This is a genomic window from Rhizobium sp. TRM95796, from assembly GCF_025779995.1.
In the GTDB taxonomy this organism is placed as follows: domain Bacteria; phylum Pseudomonadota; class Alphaproteobacteria; order Rhizobiales; family Rhizobiaceae; genus Rhizobium_E.
Window position 1 is genome coordinate 159,502 of sequence record NZ_JAOXHE010000002.1, and the last position, 15,802, is coordinate 175,303.

Sequence of the window (15,802 nt, forward strand, 5' to 3'; positions counted from 1 at the left end):
CGCCTCAGGCGGCCATGGCCTTCTGCAGGTTCTCGTCGATCTTGTCGAGGAAACCGGTGGTCGACAGCCAGGGCTGATCCGGGCCGATCAGCAGCGCCAGATCCTTGGTCATGAAGCCGGATTCGACGGTGGCGACGCAGACCTTCTCGAGCGTGTCGCAGAACTTGGCGAGGTCTGCGTTGTCGTCGAGCTTGGCGCGATGGGCGAGACCACGCGTCCAGGCGAAGATCGAGGCGATCGAGTTGGTCGAAGTTTCTTGACCCTTCTGATGCTGGCGGTAATGACGGGTGACCGTGCCGTGGGCGGCTTCGGCTTCCACCGTCTTGCCATCCGGCGTCAAGAGAACCGAGGTCATCAGGCCGAGCGAACCGAAGCCCTGGGCCACGGTGTCGGACTGCACGTCGCCGTCATAGTTCTTGCAGGCCCAGACATAGCCGCCGGACCACTTGAGCGCGGAGGCGACCATGTCGTCGATCAGGCGGTGTTCATAGGTGATGCCGGCTTCCTTGAACTGATCGAGGAATTCAGCCTGGTAGACTTCCTCGAAAATGTCCTTGAAGCGGCCGTCATAGGCCTTGAGGATGGTGTTCTTGGTCGACAGGTAAACCGGCCATTTGCGCATCAGGCCATACATCATCGAGGCGCGGGCGAATTCGCGGATCGATTCGTCGAGATTGTACATCGCCATGGCGACGCCGGCGCCCGGCGCGTCGAACACTTCGCGCTCGATCACCTGGCCGTCTTCGCCGACGAACTTGATGGTCAGCTTGCCCTTGCCGGGGAACTTGAAATCGGTGGCGCGATACTGGTCGCCGAAAGCGTGACGGCCGACGACGATCGGCTGGGTCCAGCCCGGAACCAGACGCGGCACGTTCTTGCAGATGATCGGCTCGCGGAAGATCACGCCGCCGAGAATGTTGCGGATCGTGCCGTTCGGGCTCTTCCACATCTGCTTGAGGTTGAATTCCTTGACGCGGGCTTCGTCCGGCGTGATGGTCGCGCATTTTATGCCGACGCCGTATTTCTTGATGGCGTTGGCGGCGTCGATGGTGACCTGGTCGCCCGTGGCGTCGCGGTTTTCGACGGAGAGGTCGAAATAGTCGATGTCGAGGTCAAGGTAAGGATGGATCAGCTTGTCCTTGATGAGCTGCCAGATGATGCGGGTCATCTCATCGCCGTCGAGATCGGCGACTGGATTGGCTACCTTGATCTTCTTCATTTTTCGTCCTCTTGATGACGCCGCCGGTTGGGAGCCGACGACCTTCGACTGTGAATGCACTTGCCTATAACACCCGCCGCGCGCGAGGCAAACAGGAAGCGCCGGATTCGACGAAATTCCTAGGTCGATCGCGGCGTCCGGCAAGGGCGGGAGCTGCGTTCCGTGAACTATGGATTCATTCTCGCCCGGTTGACCCGCCATCCTCGCTCTGCTTCGGATCTGGCGAATTCTTCGCTTCATGATGGGGGACGCCATGTTCAAAGCCATTCTCGCCGCCTTGCTTCTGGGCGCCGCCCTGCCCGCTCACGCAGCCGATGCCACGGGGCCCGCCCGCGAATTGATGAAGGCCGCGACCGCCAATTGGTCGGAAGCCGGCGGCGACGAGGACTACACCAGCGAAGACCGGATGGGCAGACTTTACGGTCCCGATTTCGCCGCAGTCATCGAGGAGGCCGTCGGCCATGCCAGCCGGCTCAACAAGGACACGGTGCTCGGCTACGACATGATCACCGGCGCCGAGGACGGCTGCCCGTTGAAGGATCTCAAGATCACGCAGCAGAAGCCGGAAACCGATTTCATCCCCGTCATCGCCCAGTTCAAGCCGTTCACCTGCCTCAAGGGCGACGCGCGGCGGAACATGGTGGTGAAGGCGCTGTTCATGATGGGCAAGTATGACGGGGTCTACAAGATCGACGAGATCTTCCGCACCGTGCGCGACAACGAGGTCGTCGCCGTCAGCGACGAGTTCAACGCCGTGACCACGGCGGCCCTCTTCACGCCGAAGAAAGCCTCCGCTGGACCGAAGGAACTGATGGAGGCCGCCGCCGGCTCGTCCGACGACATGGCTGCGGCTAGAAAAACCGATGAGGAAGCGTCCAACTACTTCAGCGAAAGACGCCTCGGCAAGCTTTATACCCAGAGCTTCGTCAACCTCTACCGCGCCGCCTGGAAAAAGCAGGAAGCCGATGAAAATGGCGGCTATCTTCTCGGCGCAGATCCCGTCATCGGCGGTCAGGACAATTGCCCGCTCAAGGACCTCTCGATCGAGACGAAGGATCCGGATTTCATCTATGTCGACGTCATCGCCCGCTTCCGGGCGGTCTACTGCTTCGGCAATCCCGGCGACGACAAGCGGGTGACCACCGTCAAATTCGTGACGATCCTCGAAGGCGGCGCATTCAAGATCGACGACATCCAGCATATGGACGGCGAGAAGGTCGTGTCGTCGTTGAAAGCGGATCTGGAAGCACTCGGGAAGTGATCCGGTCGTCTGATCTGCGTCGCCTCACGAGCCGGCGCTGAACAGGTCCCAAATAGGCCGCAGTCTCCCGCCAGAATCAGGGTAGAAGCGTGGTCGATCTGTCGCGGCTCATGATCCGGCCGTGAAATGAGACGACCCAAGCGGCAATGCGCCTCGCCTTTGCCGCCAACCTACGGGATTACCGCCATGTCCGTCCGAAACCTCGCCTGCGCCTTGCTCCTGCTGTTTCCCGCGGCGACGTCCGCCCTCGCCCAGGCCGCCGCCGATCCGGTCAAGAACGTGATGACTCTCGCCGAAGGGCTGTGGAGCGACGATCCCAAGGTCGAGGGGCAGGACTATTTCGACAAGGACCGGCTCGATGCGCTCTACAGCAAGCGCTTCGCCGAGGCCTATCGCGCGGCGGCGAAATTTCCGATCTATGACGACGCCAGCGGACCCTTCGGCTATGACGTGATCACCAACGGCCAGGACGGCTGTCCGCTCAAGGATGTGTCGATCACCCCCGGCGCCGAGGCGAATGGCGTGACCGACGTCACGGTCACGTTCAAGCTCTGGACCTGCGTCGACGACGGCTCGGTCGACAAGGACAGCGTCAACGAAGTGCATTTCTCGGTGATCACCGAAGACGGCAAGCCCGTCATCGACGACATCAGGCGCAAGGACGACGAGGGCAAGCTCGATTCGCTGATGACGGAGATGCAGGACATCGTCAAAAGCGGCCAGGATGTCGGCCCGGATGCGCCGCAACCCGACGAAAGCCAGGCGACGCCGCCCGCCGGCGACAAACCCGAGATCATTCTCAGCCAGCCGGAATGAGAAGCGGTTGGGAAAGCGCATGACTTGGCTGCGGAAACGCGCTATTCGCCTGAGAAATTTCCCAGGTACCAGGCATGTCCGGCACAAATTCTGAACTCGAACTCCTCACGGGCGGCCCGGTGGTCGTGCTCGTCGAACCGCAACTCGGCGAAAACATCGGCATGGTCGCCCGGGCCATGGCCAATTTCGGCTTATCGGAACTGCGGCTGGTCAATCCACGCGACGGCTGGCCGAGTGACAAGGCGCGCGCCGCCGCCTCCAAGGCCGATCACGTCATCGACGCCGTCCAGGTGTACGACACACTGGAAGCGGCCATCGCCGACCTCAACTTCGTCTACGCCACCACCGCCCGCATGCGCGACGGCTTCAAGCCGGTCCGCTCGCCGATCGTGGCGTCGAAGACGCTGAGAGCGAAATACGACGCGGGCGAAAAGGTCGGCATACTCTATGGGCGCGAAAAATCGGGACTGTCCAACGAAGAAGTGGCGCTGGCCGACGAGATCGTCACCTTCCCCGTCAATCCCGCCTTCGCCTCGCTGAACATCGCCCAGGCCGTGCTGCTGATGTCCTATGAATGGATGAAGACACGGATGGAGAGGGAAGACGAAACACTGTTTACCGCCGTGGCGCAGACGCCGGCCACCAAGGAAGAACTGTTCGGATTCTACGATCACATCGAGGAGGCGCTGGATGCGCGCGGATATTTCCGCCCCGCCGCCAAAAAGCCGAGAATGGTGGAGAATCTCCGCGCCGTATGGTCCCGCCGCGCTTTGACCTCCGAAGAGATCAAGGTGTTCCGGGGCGTGGTTTCCTCCCTAGACCGGTTCAGCCGCAAGAATCCGCGCGGCGCCGGCAATCCGGATGATGGCGATGACTGAACTCCACAGGCCGATCCTCGTATTCGATTCGGGCATCGGCGGACTGACGGTGCTGCGGGAGTTGCGGGTGCTGATGCCCGAACGCAATTTCGTCTATGTCGCCGACGACGCCGGATTTCCTTATGGCGGCTGGGGCGAGCCGGAATTGAAGGCGCGCCTCCTGGACCTGTTCAAAGGCATCCTTGAAGAACACAGACCGGAAATATCGGTGATCGCCTGCAACACGGCGTTCACGCTGGCCGGCGCCGATCTGCGCGCCGCCTTCCCGGAGCATACATTCGTCGGCACAGTTCCCGCCATCAAGCCGGCGGCCGAGCGCACGCGGTCGGGCCTCGTCTCGGTGCTCGCCACCCCAGGCACGGTCAAGCGCGCCTATACCCGCGATCTCATCCAGTCTTTTGCCAGCCAGTGCGATGTCCGCCTGGTCGGCTCCGAGCATCTCGCGCGGATGGCGGAGGCCTATATTCGCGGCGAAGCGCTCGATCCCGAGGCGGTGAGCGCCGAGATCAGCCAGTGCTTCCAGGAAAAGGACGGCCGCAAGACGGATATCGTCGTGCTCGCCTGCACGCATTACCCGTTTATGGCCAATCTCTTCCGCAAGCTCGCGCCCTGGCCGGTGGACTGGCTCGACCCGGCGGAGGCGATCGCGCGGCAGGCGCGGCGCCTGGTTCCGGTTCTGCATCACCTGCATCCCGACACCCATCACGATCGCGCCGTCTTCACCTCGGGAAAACCAGATTTTTCCACGCGCCGGCTACTGCAGGGCTTCGGTCTCACCATCTAACGATCTGTGGCGCCCAGGCAACAGGGCCGTTCCTTCAGCGCAATTTTCGATTGCGCCCGCTTGCCAGAACCGAAAAGCCATGCGACAGTTTGCGCAGGTCAACACCAGCGCAGGAGGGCGTGATGGATTCATTTAATGTCGTACCCAACGCTTTCGCTGGTTTCGTGCGCTCCGGCATGAAGAACTATCGACCGACGACGTTCTGCGCGCTCTGAGCTCAGATTCCAGCTTTTTCCTAACCTAAATCCATTCCGGCGCATCGCTACGCCGCGTCTCGGCTCTTCCGCCGTCATGCGACATATGCGGTCCGCGCCCCCAATTGCGAGGACCCGCGCGTCGAGCGTCGGGCTGAAAACTGATGATTGCAAGACAACCTCTGGACGAACACGGCATCGACAGGATCGCTGCTGCGCTGATCGAACGCCACCACCCTCTGCGTGTCATCCTTGCCGTCTGGTTGGCGGCGCGCGACCGCAGGCGGCAAAAACGCCTCCAGGCGGCCGATATCGGGCTCTTGAACCTGAGCAACCGGATGCGGCGCGACATGGGCTTGCCGGAAACGAGAGACGATCCTCGCGGCATGCCGTTCAACGTCTTCAAAATCGACACGTGATCGGCGATCACGGCGCGCCCCCCGCGACTCGGGCGCGCCGTTTTTCTTGTCCGAGACGGAACATTAACGGCGCTCGTGCTTTCATGCATCTGCGCCAAAGCGACGGCGTCGTCGTGTGGGAGCGCCGGTCTCGGGGACAAGAATGAACGATATGACACACTGCGCCGCCTGCGCCAGCGGGGCCAAATTTCCGATCGCCATCACCATGGCCTTCCAACCGATCGTAGACACCGACACGGGCCGCGTCTTCGCTCACGAGGCATTGGTGCGCGGCCAGAACGGCGAAGGCGCGGGCGTCGTCCTGTCCAGCCTCAACGACGACAATCGATACGCGTTCGACCAGCTCTGCCGCGTCAAGGCGATCGATCTCGCCGCCGGCCTGAGCCTGGCGGAAACCGGCGCCATGCTGTCGATCAACTTCCTGCCGAACGCCGTCTACGAGCCATCGGCCTGCATCCGCCAGACGCTGGCCGCGGCAAAGCGCGCGCATTTCCCGATCGAGAACATCATTTTCGAGTTCACCGAGGGCGAACGCGTCGACACGGCCCATCTCCTCAAGATCCTGCACGCCTATCGCGCCATGGGCTTCAAGACGGCGATCGACGATTTCGGCGCGGGCTTTGCGGGCCTCGGCCTTCTCGCAGAATTCCAGCCTGACATCGTCAAACTCGACATGGACCTGATCCGCGGCATCGACAAGCACGGACCGCGGCGCAAGATCGTGTCGCATACGCTCGCCATGCTGCGCGATCTCGGCGTCACCCCGGTGTGCGAGGGCGTGGAAACGATCGAGGAATATCGGGCGCTCGCCGATCTCGGCGTCACGCTGATGCAGGGATACCTGTTTTCCAAGCCTTCGCTCGCCGCCCTCTCCGCACCCGACCTGCCGCGCCGGCCTATGAACTGACGCGAGTTTCGCGCGCCGAATTGATCTTCGTCATTGCCGCGGCCGGGTCGACCGAGGCACATTCGTCACAGGCGCTCGAACGCCTGGAGGATGGACAGCATGCGGCCGGATGACGAGGTTTTCGCGCCCAAACTGTGGAGCGTGTATCAGGAAGGCTACGGCTTCGATCGCCTTCGCGCCGACCTTGTCGCGGGGCTGACGGTGGCGATCGTGGCCCTGCCGTTGTCGATGGCAATCGCCATCGCCTCGGGCGTCACGCCGGCGATGGGACTTTACACGGCGGTGGCCGGCGGCTTCCTCGTTTCCGCTTTCTCCGGCAGCCGCCACCAGATCGGCGGGCCGGCCGGCGCCTTCATCGTGCTCGTCGCCGCGACGTCAGCCCGCCACGGGGTCGACGGGCTGATCCTCGCCACGGCGCTGTCCGGCCTCATGCTGATTGCCGCCGGATGGCTGAGGCTCGGCGGCTTCGTCAAATATATCCCTTATCCCGTCACCGTGGGCTTCACCGCCGGCATCGCGGTCATCATCTTCGCGAGTCAATTGAAGGACCTGTTCGGCCTGACGCTGGCCGGCGTCGAACCCGGCGGCGTCCTGGAGAAACTCGCGGCGCTGTATGGCGCGGCGGATAGCGTCAACATCGCCGCGGTGACGATTTCCCTCGGCGTGATCGTCGCGATCCTTCTGCTCAAGCGTCTGGCGCCGCGAGCCCCCAACCTGTTGATCGCCGTAGCGCTGGCGACGCTCGCCGCTTACGGCCTCGATCTTCCCGTCGCCACCATCGGTTCGCGCTTCGGCGGCATTCCCGGCGGCCTGCCTGCGCCGGCCATTCCGCTCCTGTCGCTCGAAAAGCTGGCCGCCGTCCTGCCGGACGCCGCGTCGTTTGCGCTTCTCGGCGCGATCGAATCGCTGTTGTCCGCCGTGGTCGCCGACGGCATGACGGGACGGCGGCACCGATCCAATATCGAACTCGTCGGCCAGGGCGTGGCCAATGTCGGCTCTGCCCTGTTCGGCGGCTTCTGCGTCACCGGCACGATCGCCCGCACCGCGACCAATGTTCGCGCCGGCGCGAAAAGCCCCGTGGCGGGCATGGCGCATGCGCTCTTCCTTCTCGCCTTCATGGCCTTGCTGGCGCCGGTCGCCGCCTATATCCCGCTTGCAGCGCTGGCCGGCGTGCTGACGTCCGTGGCCTGGAACATGATCGAAAAGCCGGCCGTTGCCGCCCTTCTACGGTCTTCGCGCGGCGATGCGCTGGTGTTGTCGGCGACATTCCTCATCGTGGTGTTTCGCGACCTCACCGAAGGCATATTGGCGGGCTTCCTCATCGGCTCGGTGCTGTTCATCGACCGGATGAGCAAGGAGGTGCGTGTGAGGGCCGCCGCGCCGGAACCTGCGACGCCGTCCGAGCTCGACGACGCCGTCATGCCCGACGATCCCGATATCGTCGTCTATCGGCTGGAAGGCGCATTCTTCTTCGGCGCCGCCGCATCCATGGGCGCGGTCCTCGACCGGATCTCCGACAGCGCCCAGATCTTCATTCTCGACGTCAGCCGCGCCGCATATATCGACTCCACGGCCGCCAATGTCGTGGAAGGCATGGCGCGCAAGGCGCGCCAACGCGGCGTGACGGTGATCATCGCGGGAGCATCGCCCGACATGGACGCCATCCTGCGCGTCCACCATGCGGGACCGCCGCTAACGGTGTTCGCGCCGTCGATCGAACGCGCACTCGAACAGGCGGCGGCGCTCAGGAGCGCGCGCTGACTGAGGTCAGGCGCGGTCGCGCGCCATTTTGGTGCGGACCGACACACGGCTCACCCGCTTGGTGCGGAGGCTGACGCGCGTTTCGCCGCCGTCTTTCTCCAGCACGGTGCGCAATTGCATCGCCTGCGAAAACACCGACACTTTGTTGCGGCCCTGTTCCTTGCTGACATAGAGCGCGTGGTCCGCGCCCGCGAGCAGGTGGTCAAACAGGCGCCCGGCCACGTCGATGGAGGCCATGCCGATGCTGGTGGTCACTTTAAGGCCATTGCCGTTGAAATGCGTGGTGGCCTGTTCCACCGACATGCGCAGGCTTTCGAGAAACGCTTCGGCCCGCTCCTCGTCCACATCAGGCATCAACAGCGCGAATTCCTCGCCGCCCATGCGGCCCAACAACATGCCGTCCTCCAGCCGCTTGCCGACATGGCTGCCGAAGGCGCGCAGCACCGCGTCGCCGGCGAGATGACCATAGGTGTCGTTGACCTTCTTGAAATAATCGAGATCCAGCACCGCCAGCGCGGCGTGCTTCGGTTTTGCGGCCAGGATGGCGGTCGAACGTTCGACGAAATGCCGGCGGGTGGCGGCGCCGGTAAGGCCATCGATCTCGGCCGCCAGGCGATACCGGCGTTCCGATCGCTCGCGCACCAGCAGCACGAAGATGAAGGTGCTGAACGCAGCCTGCACGAAGGATTCGAGCATCATCAACGAGAACCAGGTGCCGACGGACGGGTTTATCGCGCCCTCGACCGGGTAGATGGAGCACAACACCACACGGGCCATGAAGGTGCAGAAATGCGCGGTGTAGATGAGATAGGTGAAGCGCGCCGACGGCAGCCGCTCGGACTGGTAGATCCGATAGGCGAAGCGGGCGCTGAGCGCGGCGTAGACGGCGCCGATCAGCGACAGGAAAATGGCACGGGAATTGAAGTCGTTGCGGAATTCCTCGGACATCGCGCATGTGACGATCCATATGGCTGCGCCGAGCGGAACGAGCAAAGGTGGAATGCGCGTGCCGAGAAAGGTGGCGAAACCCAACCAGACGAAGCCATAACCAAGCAGGATGGCGGCATTGCCGAACACGATGGAGATCCAGAACGTGTTTTCCTCGGCGCGAAACATCAACAGGAGGCAGCCGATGCAGACGCACCACATGGCGACGCACCACCATCGGAGCGCCGTCTCGCGCTTCTCGTAATAAAGCGCATAGCTGAGGATGATCGATACGGACATGGTCATCAGACCCGTGCACAGCATCATGGTGGGCAGGTTAAACAAGGCGAAGCCTCTTCGGGTGTTGGCTGCCTCCAGCTAGATCCAAAAGCCTTAAAAATCGGGGAATTTTCCGCTGCGCCGCAAAAGCAATGGGGCCGATGGATCACATCGGCCCCATAAAACAAGCGTGATGGTTAATCAATCAGGTCAGCGCAGCCGCAACGGCTTCGAGCGCGGCTTCGGCCTGCGACCCATCCGGGCCACCCGCCTGCGCCATGTCGGGACGGCCGCCGCCGCCCTTGCCGCCCAGCGCCTGAGACGCGATGCGCACCAGATCGACCGCGCTGTAGCGCGAGGTCAGGTCTTCGGTGACGGCCACGACCGCGCTCGCCTTGCCGTCGTCGGAGACGCCGATGAACACCACGACGCCCGAACCGGCGGTCTTCTTGCCTTCGTCGGCCAGGCTTTTAAGATCCTTCGGTTCGACGCCCGTGACGACGCGGCCGAGGAACTTGACGCCGTTGACGTCGCGCAGTCCGTCGCCGCCGCCTGCGCCGCCGCCGAGGGCGAGCTTCTTCTTGGCGTCGGAGAGTTCGCGCTCCAGCTTCTTGCGCTCATCCATGAGCTGCTCGATGCGGGCGATGATGTCGTCGGGCTGCGTCTTGAGAACGCCGGCGATTTGCTTGACCCGCTCATCCTGCTGGGAGAGGTAGTCGCGCGCGGCCTCGCCCGTCAGCGCCTCGATGCGGCGCACGCCCGCGCCGACGGCGGTGTCGGAGAGAATGCGGATCAGGCCGATATCGCCGGTTTCGCGCACATGCGTGCCGCCGCAGAGCTCCACAGAATAGGGCTTGCCGGCCTTTTCGCCGCGCTTGGCCGTGCCCATCGCGACCACGCGGACTTCCTCGCCGTATTTTTCGCCGAACAGCGCCATGGCGCCCTCGGCGATGGCGTCGTCGACGCTCATCAGGCGCGTGGTGACCGGCGCGTTCTGCACGACGATCTCATTGGCCATGGCTTCGACGACGCGGATTTCCTCGGCGCTCATCGGCTTGGGATGCGACACGTCGAAACGCAGCCGCTCCGGCGCGACAAGCGAGCCCTTCTGCGCCACATGCGTGCCGAGCACTTCGCGCAGCGCCTCATGAATGAGATGGGTGGCGGAGTGATTGGAGCGCAGCCGGCCGCGGCGCGTGTGATCCACCTCCAGCACCACGGCGGCGTCGGGTTTCAGCACGCCGCTCTCGATCGTGGCGTAATGCACGAACAGGCCGTCGCCCTTCTTCAGCGTATCGGACACGACAGCCTTGCCGCCCTCGAACAGGATCTCGCCGGTGTCGCCCATCTGGCCGCCGGACTCGCCGTAGAATGGCGTCTGGTTGACGACGATCTGCACCGCCTCGCCGGCGGAGGCCGCCTCGATGCAGGCCCCATCGCGCACCAGCGCCTGAACCACGCCTTCGGCGCGCTCGGCGTCGTAGCCCAGGAATTCCGTCGCGCCCTTCTCTTCCTTGATTTCAAACCAGACCGCTTCCGTCGCGGCTTCGCCCGAGCCGGACCAGTTGGCGCGGGCTTCGGCCTTCTGACGCGCCATGGCTTTCGAGAAGCCGTCGGTGTCGACGCCGATATTCTTCTGGCGCAGGGCGTCCTGGGTCAGGTCGAGCGGGAAGCCATAGGTGTCGTAGAGCTTGAAGGCGGTCTCGCCGTCGAGTTCCGAGCCTTCGCCCAGTCCGGAAACAGCGTCGTTGAGCAGGCCCAGTCCGCGCTCCAGCGTCTTGCGGAAGCGGGTTTCCTCGAGCTTCAGAGTTTCGGTTATGAGAGATTCCGCGCGGACGAGCTCCGGATAGGCGCCGCCCATTTCCTGCACCAGCGCCGGCACCAGCTTGTACATCAGGGGATCGCGCGCGCCGAGCAGCTGGCCGTGGCGCATGGCGCGACGCATGATGCGGCGGAGCACATAGCCGCGCCCCTCGTTCATCGGCAGCACGCCGTCGGCGATCAGGAAGGCGGAGGAGCGCAGATGATCGGCGATGACGCGGTGGCTGGCGCGACGCTCGCCCTGGTCGTCCGTTCCCGTGGCGTGCATGGACGCCTCGATCAGCGCACGAAACAGGTCGGTGTCGTAATTGTCGTGCTTGCCCTGAAGCAGCGCGGAGATGCGTTCCAACCCCATGCCGGTGTCGATCGAAGGACGCGGGAGATTGACGCGCTCCTCCTTGGTCACCTGTTCATATTGCATGAAGACGAGGTTCCAGATCTCGATGAAGCGGTCGCCGTCTTCATCGGCCGAACCCGGAGGCCCGCCCCAGATATGGTCGCCATGGTCGTAGAAGATCTCGGAGCACGGACCGCAGGGGCCGGTGTCGCCCATCGCCCAGAAATTGTCCGAGGTCGGAATGCGGATGATGCGGTCGTCGGAGAGGCCGGCGATCTTCTTCCAGAGGCCGAAAGCTTCGTCATCGGTGTGGTAGACGGTGACCAGCAGGCGCTTGGCGTCGATGCCGTATTCCTTGGTGATCAGGTTCCAGGCGAGCTCGATGGCGCGTTCCTTGAAATAGTCGCCGAAGGAGAAATTGCCGAGCATCTCGAAGAAGGTGTGGTGACGCGCGGTGTAGCCGACATTGTCGAGGTCGTTATGCTTGCCGCCGGCGCGCACGCATTTCTGGGCGGTGGCCGCCGTGGAATAAGGGCGCGATTCCAGGCCGGTGAAGACGTTCTTGAACTGCACCATGCCGGCATTGGTGAACATCAGCGTCGGGTCGTTGCGGGGCACGAGCGGAGACGACGCCACGATTTCGTGGCCGTTCTTGCCGAAATAATCCAGAAATGCGGAGCGGATTTCGTTCACGCCACTCATTTTATGCCCTTTGCGCTTGTATGCCCGGTGTTCCGGCCGTTTTTTGGTCAACGGCTTTTATCGTTCAGCCTTGCTCATGTCCAGAAAAACAAGACCGGCGCCGGGACTTGTCCCGACGCCGGCTGAAGAACTGAAAATCGTGGAAGATCAAGCTTCCAGCGCGTCGTCGCCCTCGCCCGGCTCCGGACCGCCATTCTCCAGGAAGCGGTCGGCGATCAGGCCGGCGTTCTGGCGCAGCGACAGTTCGATCTCGCGGGCGAGGTCCGGATTGTCACGCAGGAAGGACTTGGCGTTCTCACGGCCCTGGCCGAGACGCTGGCTGTTGTAGGAGAACCAGGCGCCCGACTTTTCGACGATGCCGGCCTTGACGCCGAGATCGACCAGTTCGCCGGTCTTGGACACGCCTTCGCCATACATGATGTCGAACTCGACCTGCTTGAAAGGCGGGGCCATCTTGTTCTTGACCACCTTGACGCGGGTCTGGTTGCCGACGACTTCGTCGCGCTCCTTGACCGAGCCGATGCGGCGGATGTCGAGACGAACCGAGGCGTAGAATTTCAGCGCATTGCCGCCGGTGGTGGTTTCGGGCGAACCGAACATGACGCCGATCTTCATGCGGATCTGGTTGATGAAGATGACCATGCAGTTGGAGCGCGAGATCGAGGCGGTCAGCTTGCGCAGCGCCTGGCTCATCAAGCGAGCCTGGAGACCCGGCAGGCTGTCGCCCATTTCGCCTTCGATTTCGGCGCGCGGCGTCAGCGCCGCGACGGAGTCGACCACGAGCACGTCGATCGCGCCGGAGCGCACCAGCGTGTCGGTGATTTCCAACGCCTGCTCGCCGGTGTCGGGCTGCGAGATCAAGAGGTTTTCGAGATCGACGCCGAGCTTGCGGGCATAGACCGGATCCAGCGCGTGTTCGGCGTCGACGAAGGCGCAGATGCCACCCTTCTTCTGCGCTTCGGCGATGGTCTGCAGCGCCAGCGTCGTCTTACCGGAGCTTTCCGGGCCGTAGATTTCGACGATGCGGCCCTTGGGCAGACCACCGATGCCGAGCGCGATATCGAGGCTCAAGGAGCCGGTCGACACGGTTTCGATCTCGACGACATTCTCGTTCGAGCCCAGGCGCATGATCGAACCCTTGCCGAAGGACCGTTCGATCTGGGACAGGGCCGCGTCCAGTGCCTTGCTTTTATCCACTGATTTTTCCTCTACGAGTCGCAATGTGTTCTGGGCCATGTCATCCACCTTTAGGTTATCCGGGCTGGCGAAGCAATGCAGTCTATGTACACGCTTTGTTCTGTTGTTGCAAGATAACCCCAAGCAATTGAAGCGAAATAGTTTTCTCCGCCATGTTCCTTTTTTGTTTTCGCGGGTGTTTTCAAGAGGTTCCGTCTCAGGCCGCGCTTGCGGCGGAACGCGCCTCCCGGCTAAGATGATTCGAAAATCGGGGTATTCTGGAATGACCGCAATTCTGGCGCTGGGCGGCGCCCATATCGATCGACGGGGCCGCATTTCCGGCGAGACGGCGCCCGGCGCCTCCAATCCCGGCTCGTGGCGGCAGGAGGCCGGCGGCGGCGTGTTCAACGCGGCGCGCAACCTGTCGCGCCTCGGCCATCGCGTGACGCTGATCTCGCCGCGCGGCGGCGACGCCGAGGGCGAAGCCGTGGCGATCGCGGCGGAGGCGGCCGGCGTCGTCGACCGGCCCTTCACCTTCCTCGATCGCCGAACGCCCAGCTACACCGCCATTCTGGAGCGCGACGGCAATCTGGTGATCGCGCTCGCGGACATGGAGCTCTACAGGCTGTTTTCGCCTCGCCGGCTGTCGGTGCGCGCGGTGCGCGACGCGTTCGACGCCACCGACGCCGTCCTCACCGACGCCAACCTGCCGGAAGATACGCTTGCGGTGATCGCCGCCATGGGCCGACGGCTCGGCAAGACGGTGGCGGCGATCGGCATCTCGCCCGCCAAGATCGTGAGGTTTGCCAATGCGCTTGCCGATCTCGATTTCCTGTTCATGAACGAGGCGGAAGCCAAAGCGCTGTCCGGCCGGCAGATCGATGATTTCAGGCGCTGGCCCGATGTGATGACCGGGCTCGGCCTCCGGGGCGGCGCCATCACCCGCGGCGGCCGCGAAGCCGTGGCCTGGATGGGCGGGGAAAGCGCTTGCCTCGCTCCGCCGGCGCTGGCCTCGATCGGCGACGTCACCGGCGCAGGCGACGGCTTCGCCGCCGGATTTCTCGACGCGGCGCTCTCCGGCGCATCGCTGGACGCCTGCCTGAAATCGGCCACCGCCACGGCGCGCATCGCGCTCGAAAGCGAGATGGCGGCGTCGGAGGCGCTCAGCCGTTCGCTGCTCGCCTCCACCCTCGCCCTTGTGCCGGAAGCGGAAATATTGTTGTAAGCCTCTTTTAGAAACCAGTCAGGAACGCCCATGTCCAGCCACAAGCTCCCGATCACCTATTCGGCGGAGGTCGCCGTCGCCAAGTCCGAGGGCCGGGCTCTCGTCGCGCTCGAATCCACCATCATCACCCATGGCATGCCCTATCCCGGCAATCTCGCCATGGCCCGCAGCGTCGAAGCGATCATCCGGGCCGAGGGCGCGGTTCCCGCCACCATCGCCGTGATCAACGGCGTTCTGCATGTCGGCCTCGACGAGCAGGAGCTCGAACAGCTGGCGCAGACCCCGGATGCGATGAAGCTGTCGCGCGCCGATCTCGCTTTCGCCATGGCGGAAGGCCGCACAGGCGCGACCACCGTGGCCGCCACGATGATCTCCGCAGCCGGAGCGGGCATCAAGGTGTTCGCCACCGGCGGCATCGGCGGCGTCCATCGCAAGGCCGAGGAGACCTTCGACATTTCGGCGGATCTGGAGGAGCTGTCCCGCACCGGCGTCATCGTCGTCTGCGCCGGCGCCAAGGCCATTCTCGATGTTCCCAAGACGCTGGAAGTGCTGGAAACCAAAGGCGTTCCGGTTGTCACCTTCGGGCAGGACGATTTTCCCGCCTTCTGGTCGCGCCGATCTGGCCTCAAGAGCCCGCTCCGTCTCGACAGCCCCACAGCCATCGCGCGGTTCCAGAAGATGCGCGACGAACTCGGCATCCATGGCGGCATGCTGATCGGCAACCCGGTGCCGTTAGACAAGGAAATCGAACGCGAAGAAATGGAAATCTACATCAATCGCGCCCTCGACAACGCCGAAGCCGACGGCATCGCGGGCAAGGCGGTGACGCCCTATCTTCTGTCGAGCATATTCGACATCACCGAGGGTCGCAGCCTGGAAACCAATATCGCGCTGGTGGAAAACAACGCCCGCCTCGCCGCCCGCATCGCGCTGGCGCTGAACGACTGATCGGCGCGTCCCGCATAGCAGCCGCGTCGATCACGCGGCTGTGCATCGCCCGCCAACCGCTCTTCGACCAATCAGAAAAATTGAAGCTTTGTTGACGGTTCGCTGAAGTTTATGTACAGATGAAGAACATTCAGCGAACAAGTGGAGC

Annotated in this window: 13 protein-coding genes; 9 read left to right on the top strand and 4 right to left on the bottom strand. The window is 63.5% G+C overall.

The window, feature by feature from the left end; genetic code table 11:
- Positions 1-4 precede the first annotated feature (4 nt).
- Positions 5-1,219, bottom strand: coding sequence for an NADP-dependent isocitrate dehydrogenase (locus OCK01_RS06865; protein ID WP_182826590.1), 1,215 nt, complete (start codon positions 1,217-1,219; stop codon positions 5-7).
- Between the two features lie 253 nt (positions 1,220-1,472).
- On the opposite strand from OCK01_RS06865, the gene OCK01_RS06870 reads away from it, so the two are divergent.
- The 7 genes from OCK01_RS06870 to OCK01_RS06900 all read left to right on the top strand — a co-directional run bounded on the left by OCK01_RS06870 (position 1,473) and on the right by OCK01_RS06900 (position 8,239).
- Positions 1,473-2,480: a hypothetical protein gene (locus OCK01_RS06870; protein WP_263823471.1), complete on the top strand. Its 1,008-nt coding sequence runs from the start codon at positions 1,473-1,475 to the stop codon at positions 2,478-2,480.
- Between the two features lie 186 nt (positions 2,481-2,666).
- A complete protein-coding gene (locus OCK01_RS06875; protein ID WP_263823472.1) occupies positions 2,667-3,296 on the top strand; it encodes a hypothetical protein in 630 nt (209 codons plus the stop codon).
- 74 nt (positions 3,297-3,370) lie between these two features.
- On the top strand, positions 3,371-4,174 hold the full coding sequence (locus OCK01_RS06880; RefSeq protein WP_263823473.1) for an RNA methyltransferase: 804 nt from the start codon (positions 3,371-3,373) through the stop codon (positions 4,172-4,174).
- Positions 4,161-4,958 (top strand): glutamate racemase, encoded by a 798-nt coding sequence (murI, locus tag OCK01_RS06885; RefSeq protein ID WP_263823534.1) that lies wholly within the window; start codon positions 4,161-4,163, stop codon positions 4,956-4,958. Before OCK01_RS06880 ends, murI begins: the two co-directional genes overlap by 14 nt.
- Before the next feature lie 358 nt (positions 4,959-5,316).
- The gene (locus OCK01_RS06890; RefSeq protein WP_263823474.1) at positions 5,317-5,571 is read left to right on the top strand and encodes a hypothetical protein; all 255 of its coding nucleotides are present in this window, start codon (positions 5,317-5,319) and stop codon (positions 5,569-5,571) included.
- 151 nt (positions 5,572-5,722) lie between these two features.
- Entirely contained in the window at positions 5,723-6,478 is a 756-nt protein-coding gene (locus OCK01_RS06895) for an EAL domain-containing protein (protein ID WP_263823535.1), read from the top strand.
- Between the two features lie 99 nt (positions 6,479-6,577).
- Positions 6,578-8,239, top strand: coding sequence for a SulP family inorganic anion transporter (locus OCK01_RS06900; protein WP_263823475.1), 1,662 nt, complete (start codon positions 6,578-6,580; stop codon positions 8,237-8,239).
- A 6-nt stretch (positions 8,240-8,245) separates the two neighbouring features.
- Here OCK01_RS06900 and OCK01_RS06905 read toward each other — a convergent pair whose 3' ends face one another.
- The 3 genes from OCK01_RS06905 to recA all read right to left on the bottom strand — a co-directional run bounded on the left by OCK01_RS06905 (position 8,246) and on the right by recA (position 13,541).
- A complete protein-coding gene (locus OCK01_RS06905; protein WP_263823476.1) occupies positions 8,246-9,511 on the bottom strand; it encodes a GGDEF domain-containing protein in 1,266 nt (421 codons plus the stop codon).
- A gap of 139 nt (positions 9,512-9,650) precedes the next feature.
- The gene (alaS, locus tag OCK01_RS06910) at positions 9,651-12,305 is read right to left on the bottom strand and encodes an alanine--tRNA ligase (RefSeq protein WP_263823477.1); all 2,655 of its coding nucleotides are present in this window, start codon (positions 12,303-12,305) and stop codon (positions 9,651-9,653) included.
- Positions 12,306-12,452: 147 nt separating this feature from the next.
- Positions 12,453-13,541 carry a recombinase RecA gene (gene recA, locus OCK01_RS06915; protein WP_137158184.1) on the bottom strand — a complete coding sequence of 363 codons (1,089 nt, stop codon included), beginning with the start codon at positions 13,539-13,541 and terminating at the stop codon, positions 12,453-12,455.
- 223 nt (positions 13,542-13,764) lie between these two features.
- Here recA and OCK01_RS06920 point away from each other — a divergent pair, with 223 nt between their 5' ends.
- The gene (locus OCK01_RS06920; RefSeq protein ID WP_263823478.1) at positions 13,765-14,706 is read left to right on the top strand and encodes a carbohydrate kinase family protein; all 942 of its coding nucleotides are present in this window, start codon (positions 13,765-13,767) and stop codon (positions 14,704-14,706) included.
- Between the two features lie 30 nt (positions 14,707-14,736).
- The gene (locus OCK01_RS06925; protein ID WP_263823479.1) at positions 14,737-15,654 is read left to right on the top strand and encodes a pseudouridine-5'-phosphate glycosidase; all 918 of its coding nucleotides are present in this window, start codon (positions 14,737-14,739) and stop codon (positions 15,652-15,654) included.
- The last annotated feature ends 148 nt before the right edge of the window (positions 15,655-15,802 follow it).